At 68.7% G+C, this 17,354-nt stretch carries 18 protein-coding genes; 16 read left to right on the top strand and 2 right to left on the bottom strand.

What is annotated here, in order from left to right:
• Positions 1–65: 65 nt before the first annotated feature.
• Positions 66–743 (bottom strand): cytochrome b/b6 domain-containing protein, encoded by a 678-nt coding sequence (locus H7965_RS17630; protein ID WP_186771900.1) that lies wholly within the window; start codon positions 741–743, stop codon positions 66–68.
• 168 nt (positions 744–911) lie between these two features.
• Here H7965_RS17630 and H7965_RS17625 point away from each other — a divergent pair, with 168 nt between their 5' ends.
• Positions 912–1,991, top strand: a complete 1,080-nt coding sequence (locus H7965_RS17625) for a LysM peptidoglycan-binding domain-containing protein (protein WP_186771899.1) — start codon at positions 912–914, stop codon at positions 1,989–1,991.
• Here the strand turns inward: H7965_RS17625 and H7965_RS17620 are convergent.
• Complete coding sequence (locus H7965_RS17620) at positions 1,931–2,359, bottom strand: hypothetical protein (protein ID WP_186771898.1); 429 nt, start codon at positions 2,357–2,359, stop codon at positions 1,931–1,933. The two genes, H7965_RS17625 and H7965_RS17620, sit on opposite strands and share 61 nt — an antisense overlap.
• Positions 2,360–2,408: 49 nt before the next feature.
• On the opposite strand from H7965_RS17620, the gene H7965_RS17615 reads away from it, so the two are divergent.
• The 15 genes from H7965_RS17615 (at position 2,409) to H7965_RS17550 (ending at position 17,102) form a co-directional block, all read left to right on the top strand.
• Entirely contained in the window at positions 2,409–3,107 is a 699-nt protein-coding gene (locus tag H7965_RS17615; RefSeq protein WP_186771897.1) for a phosphatidylserine decarboxylase, read from the top strand.
• Positions 3,104–4,051, top strand: a complete 948-nt coding sequence (locus tag H7965_RS17610; protein ID WP_390624576.1) for a CDP-alcohol phosphatidyltransferase family protein — start codon at positions 3,104–3,106, stop codon at positions 4,049–4,051. Before H7965_RS17615 ends, H7965_RS17610 begins: the two co-directional genes overlap by 4 nt.
• Before the next feature lie 280 nt (positions 4,052–4,331).
• Positions 4,332–5,114, top strand: a complete 783-nt coding sequence (locus H7965_RS17605; protein ID WP_186771896.1) for an alpha/beta fold hydrolase — start codon at positions 4,332–4,334, stop codon at positions 5,112–5,114.
• Positions 5,115–5,118: 4 nt separating this feature from the next.
• Positions 5,119–6,066, top strand: a complete 948-nt coding sequence (locus H7965_RS17600; RefSeq protein WP_186771895.1) for an alpha/beta hydrolase — start codon at positions 5,119–5,121, stop codon at positions 6,064–6,066.
• 4 nt (positions 6,067–6,070) lie between these two features.
• Positions 6,071–6,838: a glucose 1-dehydrogenase gene (locus tag H7965_RS17595; protein ID WP_186771894.1), complete on the top strand. Its 768-nt coding sequence runs from the start codon at positions 6,071–6,073 to the stop codon at positions 6,836–6,838.
• Positions 6,839–6,923: 85 nt separating this feature from the next.
• On the top strand, positions 6,924–7,439 hold the full coding sequence (locus tag H7965_RS17590) for a prolyl-tRNA synthetase associated domain-containing protein (RefSeq protein ID WP_186771893.1): 516 nt from the start codon (positions 6,924–6,926) through the stop codon (positions 7,437–7,439).
• A gap of 62 nt (positions 7,440–7,501) precedes the next feature.
• Positions 7,502–8,458 (top strand): tetratricopeptide repeat protein, encoded by a 957-nt coding sequence (locus tag H7965_RS17585; RefSeq protein WP_186771892.1) that lies wholly within the window; start codon positions 7,502–7,504, stop codon positions 8,456–8,458.
• Between the two features lie 10 nt (positions 8,459–8,468).
• A complete protein-coding gene (locus tag H7965_RS17580; protein WP_186771891.1) occupies positions 8,469–9,137 on the top strand; it encodes an LON peptidase substrate-binding domain-containing protein in 669 nt (222 codons plus the stop codon).
• A 193-nt stretch (positions 9,138–9,330) separates the two neighbouring features.
• Positions 9,331–9,537, top strand: coding sequence for a Trm112 family protein (locus tag H7965_RS17575; RefSeq protein WP_186771929.1), 207 nt, complete (start codon positions 9,331–9,333; stop codon positions 9,535–9,537).
• Positions 9,538–9,551: 14 nt separating this feature from the next.
• A complete protein-coding gene (locus H7965_RS17570; RefSeq protein WP_186771890.1) occupies positions 9,552–9,920 on the top strand; it encodes a gamma-butyrobetaine hydroxylase-like domain-containing protein in 369 nt (122 codons plus the stop codon).
• Between the two features lie 281 nt (positions 9,921–10,201).
• Complete coding sequence (locus H7965_RS17565) at positions 10,202–11,617, top strand: mannose-1-phosphate guanylyltransferase/mannose-6-phosphate isomerase (protein WP_229682685.1); 1,416 nt, start codon at positions 10,202–10,204, stop codon at positions 11,615–11,617.
• Between the two features lie 357 nt (positions 11,618–11,974).
• Positions 11,975–12,100, top strand: coding sequence for a hypothetical protein (locus H7965_RS31035; RefSeq protein WP_261394270.1), 126 nt, complete (start codon positions 11,975–11,977; stop codon positions 12,098–12,100).
• Between the two features lie 626 nt (positions 12,101–12,726).
• Positions 12,727–14,619 carry a ribonucleoside-diphosphate reductase subunit alpha gene (locus tag H7965_RS17560; protein ID WP_186771889.1) on the top strand — a complete coding sequence of 631 codons (1,893 nt, stop codon included), beginning with the start codon at positions 12,727–12,729 and terminating at the stop codon, positions 14,617–14,619.
• A 35-nt stretch (positions 14,620–14,654) separates the two neighbouring features.
• Positions 14,655–15,668 carry a ribonucleotide-diphosphate reductase subunit beta gene (locus H7965_RS17555; protein ID WP_229682684.1) on the top strand — a complete coding sequence of 338 codons (1,014 nt, stop codon included), beginning with the start codon at positions 14,655–14,657 and terminating at the stop codon, positions 15,666–15,668.
• A gap of 681 nt (positions 15,669–16,349) precedes the next feature.
• Entirely contained in the window at positions 16,350–17,102 is a 753-nt protein-coding gene (locus H7965_RS17550) for a family 16 glycosylhydrolase (RefSeq protein ID WP_186771888.1), read from the top strand.
• The last annotated feature ends 252 nt before the right edge of the window (positions 17,103–17,354 follow it).

The following is a 17,354-nucleotide window of genomic DNA, read 5'->3' as shown; positions in this document are numbered from 1 at the left end:
GTTGCAGGGGGTGCTTACGCCAACAGGCGCAGCTCCGCCCTGATGGCATAGGACCTGCGCGGGGATCAGCCGAGCCGGCTGATCCCGTAGACCAGCAGCGCCGAGGCGGCCAGCAGCCCGGCCGCCAGGGTGGGCGAGCCGATGCGTGGCGCCGCCAGCCTGGCCGGCAGGCGCTTCCGGCCGGTGACCATCGGCCGCACCAGGTCGTGCCGCTTCAGCAGCGCATAGGCGAGCACCGCAGCAATGTGCAGCAGCGCGGCGATCATGATCAGGTTGAAGATGCGGTGGTGCAGCCCGGTGAGCCAGTCGCTGGTGTCCGGTGACACCATCGCGGCCAGCGGGCCCTTGGCGCCATAGCTGAACCCCGGCTCCTCGGCGGCGAACAGCCCGGTCAGCGGCTGGGCCAGCAGCAGCCCAAGCAGCACCAGCACCATCCACCCGCCCGCTGCATTATGGCCGATCTCATGGTCCGGCTCGCGCCGCCGGAGTCCCCCCAGATGCCGCAACGCGGCCAGCGGCGAGCGGAGGAAGCGGGAGAAGCGGGCGGTCTCCGACCCCACCAGCCCCCAGGCGATCCGGAACAGCACCAGGGTCAGCACCGCATGGCCGGACAGGTAATGGATGCGCATCTGGCCGGCTTCCACGCTCCACCAGGACAGGCCGAGCAGCACCACGACCGACCAGTGCACCAAGCGGATCCAGCCATCCCAAACCTTCACCTGCCTGCTATGCTGGTCATCCATAGGGCTGCTCCGTCAGGCGATCCTTGCGGCGAAGCACAGGCAGGCGGTTTATTCAAGATCATTGCCGTGGTGCAGCGCTGCGGTGGTTTTGATGCCATGGAAGGTCAACTTGACCCTCACCGGCGGGCAAAGCCTGTCCTATGCTGAGATTTCGCGGAGTCGAGTGGCATGGAGGCGGGGATCGGGCATCGCATTGGCCTGGCTGGGCTGGCGATCGTCGCGGCGGGTGCCGCGGCCTGGTTGCTGACCGATTCATTTCCCTCGTTTCTTGCGCCGCAACGACCGGCGCCGGTTGCGGGCGCGGTCGCGCCGGCCACCGCCGCCCCCTCCCCCGGCGCGGCATCCGCCGCCATGCCGGCGGCGCGGTCGGATGCACCACGCTTTGATGTCGCCCGGGTCGGCGCCCGCGGCATGCTGGTCACCGCCGGGCGAGCGGCGCCCGGCGCCGAGGTGGTGCTGCACGAATCGGGCCGGGAGATCGGCCGGGCCCGGGCGGATGCCCGCGGCGAATGGGTGATCCTGCCCGGCGAGCCCCTCGCCCCCGGGCTCCGGGAGCTATCGCTGACGGCGCGGCGCGGCGGCGAGGAGCCGGTCGCCGCGCGCGAGACGGTGCTGCTGGTGGTGCCGGAACTGCCGGCCACCATGGCCCAGCGGCCGCCCAATCCGGCCGAAGCCGGCCCCGGCGCCCGGGCCATGCTGCTGCCGGCCACCGACGCGCCCGCCTCTCCCCGCCTGCTGCAGGCCGAAGCGCCGCCGGTGGAGCCGGGCAACCCTGGCCGCCAACGGCTGGAGCTGGATGTTGTGGATTACGACGATACCGGCGCCATGCGCTTCGCTGGCAGCGCCCAGCCGGGGGCGACGGTCCGGGTCTATGTCGGGCGCGACCATGCCGGCGATGCGGTGGCGGACCAGGCCGGGCGCTGGCAGCTCAAACCGGAACGCCAGCCGAGCTACGGTCGGCATACGCTGCGGGTGGATCAGCTCGCCGCCGCCGGCTCGGTGGCGGCGCGGATCGAGGTACCGTTCCAGCGTGACCGAATCCCCGATGAGGTGGTGGTGGACGGCAAGGCCGTCGTCCAGCCCGGCAGCAACTTGTGGCGCATCGCCCGCCAAGCCTATGGCCAGGGCGTGCGCTATACGGTGATCTACCAGGCCAACCGCGACCAAATCCGCGACCCGCAGCTGATCTACCCCGGGCAGGTGTTCCAGGTGCCGGAGGCGCCGGCGCCGTCCAGCCTGTCGAGATAGGGATCGATCGCCAGGGCGAAGCGAACCATGCAGGCGATCAGGCTGGTCGCGGTCGGCGGGTCGGGAAAGGATGCCTCGGTTTCGATGCGGATCCGATGGTCGGGCAGCAGCTTCAGCTGCCAGCCCTGCGGCAGCTCCCCCTGCATCACCGCCACGGCCGCCAGCGCGCGGGGACGGTCCGCCCCGGATTCGGCGGTGGAGGGCACCCTCGCGGCAATGGCGGCCAGTCGCAGCCCGCCGGCGGAAAGCCCCGCCTCACAGCGGCGGCCGCGCCAGGCGAAACGCATCGCTGGCAGGCGTTCCGCCACGCGCGGTTCCAGGGTGCCATCGCGATGGACGGCGAAGGGGCCGAGGGTCAGGTGCGGCATGTCAGGGCGAGCTTGCCCTGAGGGTATGAACACCCGATAAACCGCGCCCATGGCAATCGGACGCAGCTTGCGGCTCGTGCTGGCCCTGCCGCATCCGGCAGGCCGGCCCTTCATCATCGGCGGCGCCGCGGTCGCCGTCATCGGCGGCCTCTGGCTTGGGGCCTGGCTGTTCTGGCTCGGCGCGATCTTCGCGCTGTTCTGCCTGTACTTCTTCCGCGACCCCACGCGGATACCGCCGAATCGGGAGAAGCTCGTGCTGGCGCCGGCCGATGGCCATGTCGTCAGCGTCATGCCGGCGGTGCCGCCGGCCGAGCTTGGCCTGGGCGAGGCGCCGCGCTGGCGCGTCGCGATCTTCCTCTCGGTGCTCGACGTCCACGTCAACCGGGTGCCGGCGGATGGCACAGTGACCCGCATCGCCTATCGCCACGGCGCCTATCTCAACGCCAGCCTCGACAAGGCGAGCGAGGAGAATGAGCGCAACGCCATCGCGCTGCGCCTGCCGGACGGCCGCGACCTCGCGGTGGTGCAGATCGCCGGGCTGATCGCCCGCCGCATCCTCTGCGACATCCGGGAAGGCGATATCGTGCAGGCCGGCGACCGCTTCGGCATCATTCGCTTCGGCAGCCGCACCGATGTCTATCTGCCGGAAGGCGTGCGGCCGCTGGTGGCGGAGGGCCAGACCATGATCGGCGGTGAGACGGTGCTGGCCGAATTGGGGCCGGTGCGGGACGCCGGAAGCCTGCCGTGAGCGGCAGCCCGCCGCGGCCACCCGGCATCCGCGGCCGGCTGCGCCGCTTCCGGCCGCGCACCCGGCCGCGCTACACCGGACCCTCCTTCAACCGGCTGATCCCGAACATCCTGACCATGCTCGGCCTTTGCGCCGGGCTGAGCGCGATCCGCCTCGCCATCGATGCGCAATGGGCCAAGGCGGCGGCGCTGGTCGTGGTCGCCGCGGCAATCGACGGGCTCGACGGCCGCCTTGCCCGGCTGCTGAAGGCGACCAGCCGGTTCGGCGCGGAATTCGACAGCCTCTCGGATTTCCTCTGCTTCGGCGTGGCGCCGGGGCTGATCCTCTATCTCTGGTCGCTGCACGGCAGCGGCGGCATCGGCTACGCGCCCTGCATCCTCTTCGCGGTCTGCTCGGCGCTGCGGCTGGCCCGGTTCAACGCCAGCATCGTCGAGGTGGCGGCGGTGCCGCTGGTCGGCCCGCCCCCGAAGCCGGCCTTTGCCCAGAGCTTCTTCACCGGCGTTCCGGCACCGGCCGGGGCGGGGCTGGCGCTGTTCCCGCTGTTTGCGGCGCTCGCCTTCGAGGAGTGGAACCTGCCTGGCCTGACGGCCGCCATGCGGCACCCGGCGGTCTGCGCCGCGGTGCTGGTGCTGGTGGGCGGGCTGATGGTCTCCACCCTGCCCACCTGGAGCTTCAAGAATTTCAAGATCCGGGCGGAGGTCGTCCTGCCGCTGCTGCTCGGCGTCGGTGTCTATGTCGCGGTGCTGGTGACCGAGCCCTGGGCGGCACTGGCCGCCGGTGGGCTGATCTATGGCGGCATGCTGCCCTTCTCCGCCCGCAGCTACCTGCGGCTGAAGCGGGAGGCCGAGACGATGCTGGAGCCGCTGGAGCGGAGCGCGGAGGGGCGTGAACGCCAATCCGCTGAAGCGGTGCCCGGCGAAGGCCGTGGCGACGGCCCCGCCTGACCTGATCATCGGCCCGCTGCTGACGGGCCATTGCCGCGCCAACCGATAGCCGGCTAGGCTTTCCTCAAAGCGCCCCCCGGTCCTGGCCCGCGCTCGCCCCGATGGCCGGGGCGATCCGCCCGCGGACCAGGGCAGGCCCACGGAGGAACGAACCATGCAATCTCCCTGGATCCATCAGGTGCCAACGGGCCGGCGCATCGGCCACGGCGCGCCGCTGCTGTCGCGGCCGCGCCCCGCCGAACGCCCCACCGCGAACGACAACGCCTGAACGGAGACCAGCGTGACCGAGCCCGACGTGCAGACCGTTGAGATCAACGGCTTCCCCACCCGTGTCTGGCGCAAGGGCAAGGGCGCCCCGCTCGGCTTCCTAGCCGGCTTCGGCGGGCTGCCGCGCTGGGTGCCCGTCCTCGACCGGCTGGCCGAGAAGCGGACGGTGATCGTCCCCTCCCTGCCCGGCTTCCCCGGCGGCGACCGTGGCCACAGCGTGCTCGACAGCCATCTCGACTGGCTGCTGGCGGTACGGCAGACGCTGGTCGCCGCGGGCCTCCACGGCGCCGATCTCGCCGGCAGCTCGGTCGGTGCCTCGATGGCGGCGGAGATGGCGGCGCTCTGGCCGGAGTCGGTGCGGAAGCTGGCGCTGATCGCCCCATTCGGCCTGTTCGATGCCGCCGACCCGCCGGCCGACCCCTGGGCACAGCGCTCCGACCAGCTCCCCGGCATGCTGACCGCCGATCCGGAAGTGTGGAAGGCGCTGAAGGCAGTGCCAGAGGGCGCCAATTCGGTGGAATGGCCGATCGAGCAGACCCGCGCCTCGGAAGCCGCGGCGCGAATCTTCTGGCCCCTCGGCAACACCCGAATCGAGAAGCGCCTGCCCCTCATCAAGGCGCCAACGATGCTGATCTGGGGCGAGCAGGACCGGATCATGCCGCGCAGCTATGCCGCGCGCATCGCCTCGGCCTTGGCCGGCCCGACGGAGACGCGCATCATCCCCCGCGCCGGCCATCTGGCGGAACTCGACCAGCCCGATGCCGTGGCCGGCGCCATCCTCTCCTGGGTAGGGTAACGCGATGCCTCTTGATCCCGGCGCACAGCATGTTCTCGAGCTGATCAAGCAGCTCGGCCGGCCGCCGATCCACACCCTAACCGCCGTCGAGGCGCGCGAGGCCTCCGCCAAATCGCGCACGGTGCTGCAGCCCGAGCCCGCCACGGTGGCGGAGGTGCAGGACCTGGAGTGCCCCGGCCCGCTCGGCACGATCAGGCTGCGCCGCTACCGCGCCGCCGGCACCGACCCGACCGAGGTGTTGCCTTGCCTGCTGTTCCTGCACGGCGGTGGCTGGGTGATCGGTGACCTCGACAGCCATGACCAGCCCTGCCGCACCCTGGCGAATGCCGCGCGCTGCAGCGTTATCGCGGTGGATTACCGGATGGCGCCGGAGCACCTCTACCCCGCCGCGGTGGAGGATGCCGCCGCCGCGCTGCGCTTCATCGTGGCCGAGGCGGCGTCGCTCAGGATCGATCCGGCGCGGATCGCGGTCGGTGGCGACAGCGCCGGCGGCAACCTGGCGGCGGTGCTGTCGCTGATGGCGCGCGATGGCACCCTGCCGCCGATCGGCTACCAGATGCTGCTCTACCCGGCCACCGACATGGCCGGGGAGCGGCCGGCCTACCAGCGCTTCACCGAGGGGCTGATCCTGACCGCGGCGACCATGCGCTGGTTCATCGGCCATTACGTGCCGGACCCCGCGCGGCGCATCGAATGGGCCGCCTCGCCGCTGCGCGCGGCCAGCCTGGCCGGCACCCCCACCGCCTATGTGATGACCGCCGGCTACGACCCGCTGGTGGATGAAGGCATCGCCTATGCGAAGCGGCTGGAGGAGGATGGCGTCCGGGTCACCCATGTCCACATGGCCGACCAGATGCACGCCTTCCTGACCATGGGGAAATTCATCCCCGCCTCCGACCTCGCGCTGCGGCATGCCGCGGCGTCCCTGGCGCACCATTGGCAGAACGGGTGACCCCATGAGCGGCATGCTCGACGGCAAATCGGCGCTGATCACCGGCGCCGCTTCCGGCATCGGCCGCGCCGCGGCGCTGGCCTTCGCGCGGGAGGGCGCCTGGGTGGCGGCGGCCGACCTGACCCTGGAAGCGGCGCAGAAGACCGTCGCGGCGATCGAGGCGCAGGGCGGCCAGGCGGTGGCGATCGCCGTCGATGTCACCGACGATGCCGCGGTGCAGGCCATGGTCGCCGCCGCGGTCAGCGCCTTCGGCGGGCTCGACTGCGCCTTCAACAACGCCGGCATCGCCCCCTTCCAGGTGAATGCCGGCGGCGTCGCCGCGGCCGATGTGGCGGAGGAGGCGTGGATGCGCATCCTCGACGTCAACCTCAACGGCGTCTGGCGCAGCCTGCGCCATGAAGTGGCGCAGATGCGGAAGCAGGGCGGCGGCGCCATCGTGAACACCGCCTCCATCGCCGGGCTGGTCGGGCTGCGCGGCTCCTCCGCCTATGTGGTCAGCAAGCATGGCGTCGCCGGGCTGACCAAGGCGGCGGCGGCCGACCATGCGGCGGAGAACATCCGCGTCAACGCCGTCTGCCCCGGCTATATCGAGACGCCGATGACCGAGGATTCGATGCGCCGCAACGGCGAGCGGATCATGGCCCGGGTGCCGATGGCGCGGATGGGCAAGCCGGAGGAGATCGCCGAGGCGGTGGTCTGGATGTGCTCCGACCGCGCCGGCTTCGTCACCGGCGCCTGCTGGACGGTGGATGGCGGCTACACCGCGGTGTGAGGCGGTCGGGCCGCGGCCGGCCTCTGGCCTCGGCGGCCCGCAGCCGGTACGACCCGCCTGCCTGAACCGGACCGAAGCCTGGACGATGCCGGAAACCCCCGAGACCCTGCTCGCCCGTCTCGATGCCTTCGGCGTCGAGACCCGCACCATCACCCATCCGCCGGTCTTCACCGTGGCCGAGAGCCAGGCGCTGCGCGGCACCTTGCATGGCGGGCACAGCAAGAATCTCTTCCTCCGCCCGGCCAGGTCGGCGCCCGGCCCCTATCTGCTGGCGGTGCTGGAGGAGAACCGGCAGGTCTCAGTCAACGCCCTGGCCCGCGCCGCCGGCGCCGGACGGGTGGAAATGGCGCCGGCCGAGGCGCTGCGCGCCATGCTGGGGGTGGAGCCCGGCTCCGTCACCCCCTTCGGCCTGGTCAATGCCGCGCCGGGCACGGTGCGCGCCGTGTTCGATGCTGGGCTGGTACGAGATCATGAATGGGTTCATTTCCACCCCCTGGCCAACACCATGACCACCGCGATCCGCCCGGACGATCTGCTGCGCTTCCTGGAAAGCCTGGGCCATGAGCCCGAATTGCTCGACCTGCCTGCCTCGGCGGGCTGAACCCCATTGCCCTTGCGCCGATGCGGCGCATCTATGCCCCAAGGATCCGAGGAAAACCTGCCATGGACGTCATCTTCGACCCGAACCGCCAGCCCGCCCCCGGCGGGATGCCGCAGTCCGGCGGCGGCCCCGACCCGGTGAAGGACGGCGATCAGAAGACCTTCATGCAGGATGTGGTGGAGGCCAGCCGCCAGGTCCCCATCCTGGTGGATTTCTGGGCGACCTGGTGCGGCCCTTGCAAGACGCTGACCCCGACCCTGGAGAAGGTGGTGCGCGCCGCCGGCGGCCGGGTGCGGCTGGTCAAGATCGACATCGACAAGAACCGGGCGCTGGTCCAGCAGCTGAGCCAACTCGGCCTGCCGCTGCAGAGCGTGCCGACCGTCGCCGCCTTCTGGCAGGGCCAGATCGCCGATCTGTTCCAGGGCGCGCTGCCGGAAGGCGAGGTGAAGCGCTTCATCGAGGGGCTGCTGAAGCTGGCCGGCGGCCAGATGCCGACCGCCGACCTGCTGGCCGAGGCCAAGCAGGCGGCCGAGGAAGGCGACCACCAGGGCGCCCTTGAGCTGTTCGGCGCCCTCGCCCAGCAGGAGCCGGAGAATGCCGAGGCACTGGCGGGCGTCGCCCGCAGCCTGGCCGCGCTCGGCCAGGAGGAGCAGGCGATCCAGGTGATCGAGAACGTGCCGGCGAAGCTGCGCGAGCACGCCGAGATCGCCTCCGTCCGCAGCGCGCTGGAGCTTGCCGCCCAGGGCCGGGAGGCGCGCGCCAAGCTGGCCGAATTCCAGCAGCGGCTGGCCGCCGACCCGGATGACCACGCCGCGCGGATCGACCTCGCGGTGGCGCTGAACGCGGCGGATGACCGCGAGGCGGCGGCGGAGGCGTTGCTGGAGGCGATCAGGCGCGACCGCGCCTGGAACGAGGAGGCCGCCCGCAAGCAACTGCTGAAGTTCTTCGAAGCCTGGGGCTTCGCCGACCCGGCGACCATCGCCGGCCGGCGCAAGCTCTCCTCCCTGCTGTTCAGGTAGGTACCGGCCCATGGCCGCCTTCCAGCCGGAGTTCAGCGCGCTGCCGCCGGAGATCGCGGTCTTTCCCCTGCCTGGGGCGCTGCTGCTGCCGCATGGCCGGCTGCCGCTGAACATCTTCGAGCCGCGCTACCTGGCGATGACCCAGGACAGCCTGGCGAACGGCCGGATGTTCGGCATGATCCAGCCGCGGCCGGGCGAGCCGCGCGGCCCGAACGGGCCCGGGCTCTATCGCACCGGCTGCCTTGGCCGGCTCTCCTCCTTCGCTGAGACGGAGGACGGGCGGCTGTTGATCACCCTGACCGGGATGATCCGCTTCCGGGTGGCCGAGGAGCTGCCGCTGCATCGCGGCTACCGCCGGGTGCGGGCGGACTACGCCGGCTTCGAGGCCGACCTCGGCGAGCTCGCCTCGCCCTCCGGCCTAGACCGCCCGACGCTGCTGGCGGCGCTGCGCAGCTTCTTCAAAGCCCGCAGCATCGAGGCGAATTGGGAGGCGGTGGAGCAGACCTCGGACGCTACGCTGGTGCTGACCCTCGCCATGATCTGCCCCTTCGAGGTGCCGGAGAAGCAGGCGTTGCTGGAAGCCGCGACCGCGGAGGCCCGTGCCGCCATGCTGGTGGCGCTTCTGGAGATGGGCGCGCATGGCGGCGGGGACCTGCCGGCAGGCCAGCGGCCAAGCTGAAAGCCTCTCGAATCCGTGGCGCGGTTTCGCGAGGCCCCGATGGTCCTGATCAGCGCTTCGGCATGCCTTCCGCGGCGCAGCCACTGAAGGGTATCAGGACGTGCCGGCTTGCCCTGCCGCGCGCAGAGCAGATTCACGCCTTCGGGCGATGCCGCCCCGCGGCGATCTGCTCTAAGATGCGCTCATGACCGACATGCCGAACCCCGCCGCCACCGGCGGCGACGTTGACCCGACCCTGCTGGAGATCCTGGTCTGCCCGGTGACCAAGGGCCCGCTGCGCTACGACCGGCAGCGGGCGGAGCTGATCAGCGACCAGGCACGGCTGGCCTACCCGATCCGCGACGGCATCCCGATCATGCTGCCGGATGAGGCGCGGCAGCTCGACGACAGCCCGGCCTGACGCGGGCGGCCACCATGCCCACGCCGACCGAGATCCGGGTGAAGCGGGCGGAGAAGCTGTTGGAGATCGCCTTCGACGATGGCGCCCGCTTCCTTCTGCCTGCCGAATACCTGCGGGTGGAAAGCCCCTCCGCCGAAGTACAGGGCCATGGCCCCGGGCAGAAGGTGCTTGTCGCCGGGCGACGCCATGTCGGCATCCTGCGGCTGGAGCCGGTCGGGCATTACGCGGTGCGGATCGTCTTCGACGATCTGCACGACAGCGGCATCTACAGCTGGGCCTACCTGTACCAGCTGGGCACGGAACAGGCGCAGCGCTTCGCAGATTATGAGGCGGCGTTGGCCGCGGCGGGGCAGAGCCGGGATCCGCCGGCACGAAAGCGGTAGAACAGATCAGGGGTTCTGCCCCATAGGCGCCAGGACAATGGATCGGTCCAGGGCGGGCTGGTGTGATTCCAGGCCGGGATGCAAGGCATCGGTTCCGGTCTGGACCGGCGGCCGAGCGTGGCCGGCCACATCGCCTCGCGGCTGGACCTGGACGCCAGCGCGCGGGCCAGCCCCCACGGGCTGGCAGCGGAAACCCCATCCGCCCTACCGTCGCCGCTTTCCCGTTGCAGGTTGAGGCTTGGCCGTTTGGACCCCCAGCGGTCGATCGAAAGGCAGAGTACGTGGCGATCGTTCCAGTGATTCTCTCGGGCGGGACCGGTACCCGCCTGTGGCCGCTCTCGCGGGAGGGCTACCCGAAGCAGTTCTGGCCGCTGGTCTCCGAGCTGACCATGCTGCAGGAGACCGCGGCACGGGCGATCGGCCCAGGCTACGCCCCGCCGGTCGTCGTCTGCAACGAGGCGCATCGCTTCCTGGTCGCCGAGCAATTGCGCGCCGCCAAGATCGGCGGCGCCCGCATCCTGCTGGAGCCCGCTGGCCGCAACAGCGCTCCGGCCATCGCCGCCGCGGCGCTGCTGCTGCGCGACGAGGACCCGAACGCCGTGCTGTGGTTGATGGCGGCCGATGCCGCCATCACCGATGTCCCGGCGCTGCATGCAGCGCTGGACCGGGCCGTTGTGGCGGCGGAGGCCGGGCAGATCGTCACCTTCGGCATGCAGCCGACCGCGCCTGAGACCGGCTACGGCTACATCGAGGCCGGCGCGGAGTTGCCCGCGGCCGCCGGGGTGCGCGCCGTGACCCGCTTCGTCGAGAAGCCGGATGCGGCGACCGCTGCGGCCTTCCTGGCCGGCGGGCGGCATTTGTGGAATTCTGGCATGTTCGTCGCCACCGCCGCGACCCTGGTGGCGGAGCTGGAGCGCTTCGCCCCGGACCTGCTGCAGGCGGTGGCCGAAGCGCTGGCGACGGCGCAACGCGACCTCGACTTCGTCCGGCTGGGCGCCGCAGCCTTCCGGGCGGCGCCGGCGATCTCGATCGATTACGCGGTGATGGAGAAGACCGAGCGGGCCGCGGTGGTGCCAGCCTCGATCGGCTGGTCCGACCTTGGCAGCTGGGCGGCGCTGTGGGAGGTGGCGGCGCAGGATGCCGCCGGCAACGTCGCCCAGGGCCCGGTGGAACTGGTCGACAGCCGCGGCTGCTACGTGCGGTCTGAGGGCATCCTTACCGGGGTGGTCGGCCTTGAGGACATGGTGGTGGTGACCACCGAGGATGCGGTGCTGGTGATGCCGCGGTCCCGCGCCCAGGACGTGAAGCTGCTGGTCGACCGGCTGCGCGCCTCCGGCCGGCCGGAGGCGACGCAGCACCGCCGCATCTACCGCCCCTGGGGTCATTATGAGGGGCTCATCCAAGGTGAGCGCTTCCAGGTGAAGAAGATCCAGGTGCGCCCGGGCCAGAAGCTCTCTCTGCAGAAGCATTTCCACCGGGCGGAGCATTGGGTCGTGGTGAACGGCACGGCGGTGGTACAACGCGATGCCGAGAGCATCCTGTTGCGGGAGAATGAGAGCGTCTACCTGCCGCTCGGCTGCGTCCACCGGTTGGAGAATCCGGGGATGATCCCGCTGACGCTGATCGAGGTGCAATCGGGCGCCTATCTTGGCGAGGATGACATCGTCCGCATCGAGGACACCTACGGACGAGTCTGACGACGACGCAGGCGCAGCAACAGGGCCGCGGCCTGTAGCGCGCGACCAGGAACCATGTGAAGCCAGGGCAGGTGTTTCGCGCAGATCGGTTCCGGCCTGCGTGGGCCTGCTTCGGGCCGCAACCGGGACCGGCTGGCAGGAGCGGGCCTATCGACCATGGTGCCGGTTTGGCCCGCCCCTTTGCCCGGCATCCACAAAGGCGCGCCGATTGTCGCGCCAGTGGACGCTGGCTCACATCATATTAACGCGACAACGGGGTGCCATGCGACTAGCCTCTCTCAACCGTCGCAACATGTTGTAAGTCGCACGCGAAACGTGTTCAGCACCCCTATGTCACAACGCGGGCGATGCCTACTGATGTTCCTGCTCGCGCTTGGAGGGATGGTTTCGGCCGCTGTCATCCTGCGCACGCTGACACCCTTCCCCGAGCCTGCGTCGATGGTCGGTTCCGCAGCTATCGAACCTTATGATCCTCTGAAATAGGTCCCTGAGGCTGCGCGGCGTTACGCGGGCGGCGGCGCCACGAATCGACGCGACATAGGGCTCGACCCGCAACAGGCCGCGCGCAGGATCGCCAGCCTTCCATCTGGGGTGAAGCGGGGGCCCAGCGCGCGATGCCAGGCGGTGATCTGGCTCCGCGGCCACCAGCGCGCGGGCGATCCGCTCCACCATGGCCCCGTGCCGAGGCGCCCCAGCTCGGATGCGGTCAGGCCGATCGTCACCTCGCCCCACGGGCCGACCACCTTGAACAGGGTAATGTCGCCCCGCGCTGTCCGGCGGCCACCGGCAGGAGGGCGGCAGGTCCGAACGCGACCCGGCGAGGGAGGAGCGGCGTGGGACGCCTCCCAGGCCGGGCGCCATCCTGCATCCCGGCGGGTGGCCCGTGCCGTTGCCTGATCGATCCGCAGCCGGGCAGGCTGTGATGTGATGCTCCAATTGCAGGCGAGATGGCTTGACGCCGCCATCGAATGGCAGAAATATCGCGAACATAACGAGAACATTGGCGGTTGCGCTGGCTTTGCGCCGACATGGATTTTCTGGAACCGGGTACCCGATATGGTGTTAGACTGCGGACCTCACGCCAATATCTTGTGTAAGGACCCTCCAACATGCATGCTCCGGTCCGCGGGTTTGAAGGGGACGTGACGGTGTTCGATGCGGTTCAGTTGGAAGGGCACCACCAGGTTCAGGTGGACCGCGCCCGGGATGCATTGCTGACCGATTTCGGCAAGGCGACGCTCGACGACCGCTATCTCCTGCCAGGCGAGGGTTACCAGGATCTGTTCGCGCGGGTGGCCTCGGCCTTCGGCGACGACGCGGCCCATGCGCAGCGCATCTACGACTACATCAGCCGGCTCTGGTTCATGCCGGCCACTCCGGTGCTGTCGAACGGCGGCACCACCCGCGGCCTGCCGATCTCCTGCTTCCTGAACGAGGCCTCCGACAGCCTGGAGGGCATCGTCGGTCTCTGGAACGAGAATGTCTGGCTGGCAGCCAAGGGTGGCGGCATCGGCAGCTACTGGGGCAACCTGCGCGGCATCGGCGAGAAGGTCGGACGCAACGGCAAGACCTCCGGCGTCGTCCCTTTCATCCGGGTGATGGATTCGCTGACCCTCGCCATCTCCCAGGGCTCGCTGCGCCGCGGCTCGGCCGCCTGCTACCTGCCGGTCAGCCACCCTGAGATCGAGGAGTTCATCGAGATCCGCCGCCCCACCGGCGGCGACCCGAATCGCAAGGCGCTGAACCTGCACCACGGCATCCTGCTGCCGGACGCCTTCATGCGCGCGGTCGAGGCGGATGAGGAATGGCCGCTGACCAGCCCGAAGGACGGCGCCATCGTCCGCAAGATCTCGGCCCGCGGCCTTTGGATCCGCATCCTGACGGCGCGGATCGAGACCGGCGAGCCCTACCTGATCTTCTCCGACCAGGTGAACAAGGCGATGCCGGCGCATCACAAGCTGGCGGGGCTGGAGGTGAAGACCTCCAACCTCTGCTCCGAGATCACCCTGCCGACCGGTCGCGACCAGCACGGCCGCGACCGCACCGCGGTGTGCTGCCTGTCGTCCCTCAATCTCGAAACCTGGTTCGAGTGGAAGGACAACCCGCGCTTCATCCCGGATGTGATGCGCTTCCTGGATAACGTGCTGCAGGAGTTCATCGACACCGCGCCGGACAGCATGGCGAAGGCGAAATACTCCGCCATGCGGGAACGCTCCGTCGGCCTAGGCGTCATGGGCTTCCACAGCTTCCTGCAGGCGCTGAACGTGCCTTTCGAAAGCGTGGTGGCAAAGGTCTGGAACAAGCGGATGTTCAAGCACATCCGCGAGCAGGCCGATTTCGCCAGCCGCATGCTGGCGGAGGAGCGCGGCCCCTGCCCCGATGCCGCCGAATACGGCATGATGGAGCGCTTCTCCAACAAGATGGCGATCGCGCCGACGGCTTCGATCAGCATCATCTGCGGCGGCGCCTCCCCGGGAATCGAGCCGGTGGCGGCCAATGTCTACAACCACAAGACGCTGTCCGGCAGCTACATCGTCCGCAACCCATATCTGAAGAAGGTGCTGGCGAAGCACGGCCGCGACGACGACGAGACCTGGACCAGCATCACCGTCAACAAGGGCAGCGTGCAGCACTTGGAGTTCCTGACCGAGCAGGAGCGCGCCACCTTCAAGACGGCGTTCGAGCTGGACCAGCGCTGGGTGGTGGAGCATGCGGCGGACCGCACGCCCTTCATCTGCCAGAGCCAGTCGGTGAACATCTTCCTGCCGGCCAATGTCCACAAGCGCGACCTGCACCAGATCCACATGCAGGCGTGGAAGAAGGGCGTGAAGTCGCTGTACTACTGCCGCAGCCTGTCCATCCAGCGGGCCGATACGATCAGCGAGAAGATCGTCGGCCAGGGCGACATCATGGCGGCGCATGTGCCGCAGGCGGGGCCGCGGGTGATCGCGGCACAGGCCGAGCGTTCGACGGATTACGAGGAGTGCCTGGCGTGCCAGTAAGGCAGGCCAGTTATTTCCATCCTCAAGGCAATTGAATGATCAGCACCATGGCCGACGGCAATTTCTCCATCGACGAGCACCACCCGCGCTTCGACCTCCTCACCGCCAATCCGGTCTACAAGCCCTTCCGCTACCCCTGGGCTTATGACGCCTGGCTCACCCAGCAGCGCGTCCACTGGCTGCCGGAGGAGGTGCCGCTCGCTGATGATGTGAAGGATTGGCAGAAGAACCTCAGCGCCGCCGAGCGGAACCTGCTGACGCAGATCTTCCGCTTCTTCACCCAGGCGGACGTCGAGGTGAACAATTGCTACATGAAGCACTACTCCCAGGTGTTCAAGCCGACGGAAGTGCTGATGATGATGTCGGCCTTCTCGAATACCGAGACCATCCACATCGCCGCCTACAGCCACCTGCTCGACACGGTGGGTATGCCCGAGGTCGAGTACACCGCCTTCCTCCGCTACAAGGAGATGAAGGACAAGTTCGACTACATGCAGGGCTTCTCGGTCTCCAGCAAGACCGAGATCGCCAAGACCCTCGCCGCCTTCGGTGCCTTCACCGAGGGGCTGCAGCTCTTCGCCTCCTTCGCCATTCTGATGAACTTCCCGCGCTTCAACAAGATGAAGGGCATGGGGCAGATCGTCTCCTGGAGCGTGCGGGACGAGACGCTGCACTGCCTCTCCATCATCCGGCTGTTCCGCACCTTCGTGCAGGAGAATCCGGAGATCTGGACCGAGGAATTGCAGCGCGACCTCTATGAGATCTGCGGCACCATCGTGGAGCATGAGGACGCATTCATCGACCTCGCCTTCGAGCTTGGCGGCGTCGAGGGGCTGAATGCCGAGGACACCAAGACCTACATCCGCTTCATCGCCGACCGTCGGTTGCAGCAGCTTGGCCTGCAGCCGCTGTACAACATCGAGAAGAACCCACTGCCCTGGCTCGACGAGATGCTGAACGCGGTGGAGCACACGAATTTCTTCGAAAACCGGTCAACCGAGTATTCCCGCGCCAGCACCGCGGGCAACTGGGAAGAGGTTTGGTCATGAGTGATTTCTGCCAACCAAGGCGCAGAGCGTCGGATTGACCTAAGCCGGGAAGCTCCCTGATTCTGCGGTTTTCAGGCCTGGCGAGGCAACCTCGCCAGGTTTTTTCGTTTGTGGATTTTTTACTGCTGTTTCGCATTTGCACTTGGTTACAAGAGAGCCAGATTCCCTGTCTATTTGGCCAGTTGCCGTGGACACGGACGGGAAGAAGGCATTGGCCGGGGGCAGCGCAGGGTCCTTGGCTTGGACATCGTCGTGGCCCGCTACGAGAGGGTCGCCGAGTGCCGGGCCTGCGCCCCTGGACTGGATCCGGCTTTAGTTGAGAGAGTTGGCCTCCTGAAGAAGGTCAGGATCTCAGGAATACGCCTTGCCTGTCTCACATCTTTCGGCGACTGGCACCTCGCCCAGCAGCTCGCAACCTTGAAGGCGGCCATCGCCTCACGCCGCCAGGTTCGGCGCAAGCACTGTCAGAACTCCTCGCCCAGCCAGCAGAGACGCGGTGCTTCTCGGCTTCGCCGCGCCGTCCAAACAGCGGCATTCGCGTGGCTCGCCACCACCCAACAATCGGCCAGGTGGCAAGCGGTGATCCGGACTTCGACATCCAGCCGAATCGAGCCGTACGATTGGCCGCAACCGGACGCCAGCCGAAGCGTTGATCGCCTTTGCTCATGAGGTATCAAGGCCGTGGCGACCGTCCCGTCGATCGAGACCGATGTACCGTTCCACCACAGCTTTGAGATAGGCAACGATGCGGGCCCATTTCAGGACAACTGGGGGGTCGATTACTCCACCTTCGGAGAGGTCCACCTGACCGGCATCTCCGGCATGAAGGAGTTGGCGGGCGGCCCAAGTGCCGGCCACGGCTACGGGACCTACACCATCAATGCGAAGTTCGAGGGGCAGTATGCCGGCTTTAATGGCGCGGCGCTGATCCTCTGGCCCGGCGACAATTCCTGGCCGGGGCAGGAGTTGAACTTGGCCGAGGTAACGCCTGATGGCACCGGCCGGCAATATGGCACCGTTCATTGGGCCGACGCGAACGGCAACAACCAATACGAACTGCGCATTTTCGACAATGTGCAGATCGGCGTCTTCCACGACTACACGCTGGTCTGGGAGCCGGACCAGATCACCTTCAAGGTGGATGGCGTGGTGACCGGGATCATCACCGACCACGTGCCGCGCGACTTCGATGCCGGGGGCATCAACAACACGATCGGCTTCCTCAACAACGGCTTCGACAGCTCGCTGACGGTCAGGCAGGTTGACTATACGCCGCTCGGCTTGGCGACGCCGGAGGCAGTGCCGCCGCCGCCAGCAGCCGCGGTTCCGGCCCCGATGCCGGTTGATACGCATGCCGATACGCCGGTGGACTGGAATGCGCTGGCAGCGCGGGCGCAGGCCAATTTCGACGCCACCGGCTTCTGGTTCATTTGATACCGGAGACGCGCTGGGCTGTGCGTTCGCACTGGTGGGTTGGAATATGGTCAGTCGCGTGCACAGACCTGTCGCCTTGGCCGGGCGTGTGGGCAGGGACAGACGTCCAGACGCCGCCTCAAGCTCAGCGGACCGGTGGCACGCATGGGCTCCGTGTCAACACTCAGACCGTTGCAATCCCCCGCACCCATCGTCCTTGCCGTAGCCGAGGTGGAGAGAAAATCGCCTCCCGGCACCGGAGAGGACCGAATT

The organism is Siccirubricoccus deserti (assembly GCF_014283215.1).
Lineage (GTDB): Bacteria > Pseudomonadota > Alphaproteobacteria > Acetobacterales > Acetobacteraceae > Siccirubricoccus > Siccirubricoccus deserti.
This window is presented reverse-complemented; position numbering and strand designations above follow the sequence as displayed.

Excerpts from the sequence above, each read along its gene's own strand:
- H7965_RS17630 (WP_186771900.1), bottom strand. The coding sequence starts at position 743 with ATGGATGACCAGCATAGCAGGCAGGTGAAGGTTTGGGATGGCTGGATC.
- H7965_RS17625 (WP_186771899.1), top strand. The coding sequence starts at position 912 with ATGGAGGCGGGGATCGGGCATCGCATTGGCCTGGCTGGGCTGGCGATC.
- H7965_RS17620 (WP_186771898.1), bottom strand. The coding sequence starts at position 2,359 with ATGCCGCACCTGACCCTCGGCCCCTTCGCCGTCCATCGCGATGGCACC.
- H7965_RS17615 (WP_186771897.1), top strand. The coding sequence starts at position 2,409 with ATGGCAATCGGACGCAGCTTGCGGCTCGTGCTGGCCCTGCCGCATCCG.
- H7965_RS17600 (WP_186771895.1), top strand. The coding sequence starts at position 5,119 with ATGCCTCTTGATCCCGGCGCACAGCATGTTCTCGAGCTGATCAAGCAG.
- H7965_RS17595 (WP_186771894.1), top strand. The coding sequence starts at position 6,071 with ATGAGCGGCATGCTCGACGGCAAATCGGCGCTGATCACCGGCGCCGCT.
- H7965_RS17590 (WP_186771893.1), top strand. The coding sequence starts at position 6,924 with ATGCCGGAAACCCCCGAGACCCTGCTCGCCCGTCTCGATGCCTTCGGC.
- H7965_RS17585 (WP_186771892.1), top strand. The coding sequence starts at position 7,502 with ATGGACGTCATCTTCGACCCGAACCGCCAGCCCGCCCCCGGCGGGATG.
- H7965_RS17580 (WP_186771891.1), top strand. The coding sequence starts at position 8,469 with ATGGCCGCCTTCCAGCCGGAGTTCAGCGCGCTGCCGCCGGAGATCGCG.
- H7965_RS17575 (WP_186771929.1), top strand. The coding sequence starts at position 9,331 with ATGCCGAACCCCGCCGCCACCGGCGGCGACGTTGACCCGACCCTGCTG.
- H7965_RS17570 (WP_186771890.1), top strand. The coding sequence starts at position 9,552 with ATGCCCACGCCGACCGAGATCCGGGTGAAGCGGGCGGAGAAGCTGTTG.
- H7965_RS31035 (WP_261394270.1), top strand. The coding sequence starts at position 11,975 with ATGTTCCTGCTCGCGCTTGGAGGGATGGTTTCGGCCGCTGTCATCCTG.
- H7965_RS17560 (WP_186771889.1), top strand. The coding sequence starts at position 12,727 with ATGCATGCTCCGGTCCGCGGGTTTGAAGGGGACGTGACGGTGTTCGAT.
- H7965_RS17555 (WP_229682684.1), top strand. The coding sequence starts at position 14,655 with ATGATCAGCACCATGGCCGACGGCAATTTCTCCATCGACGAGCACCAC.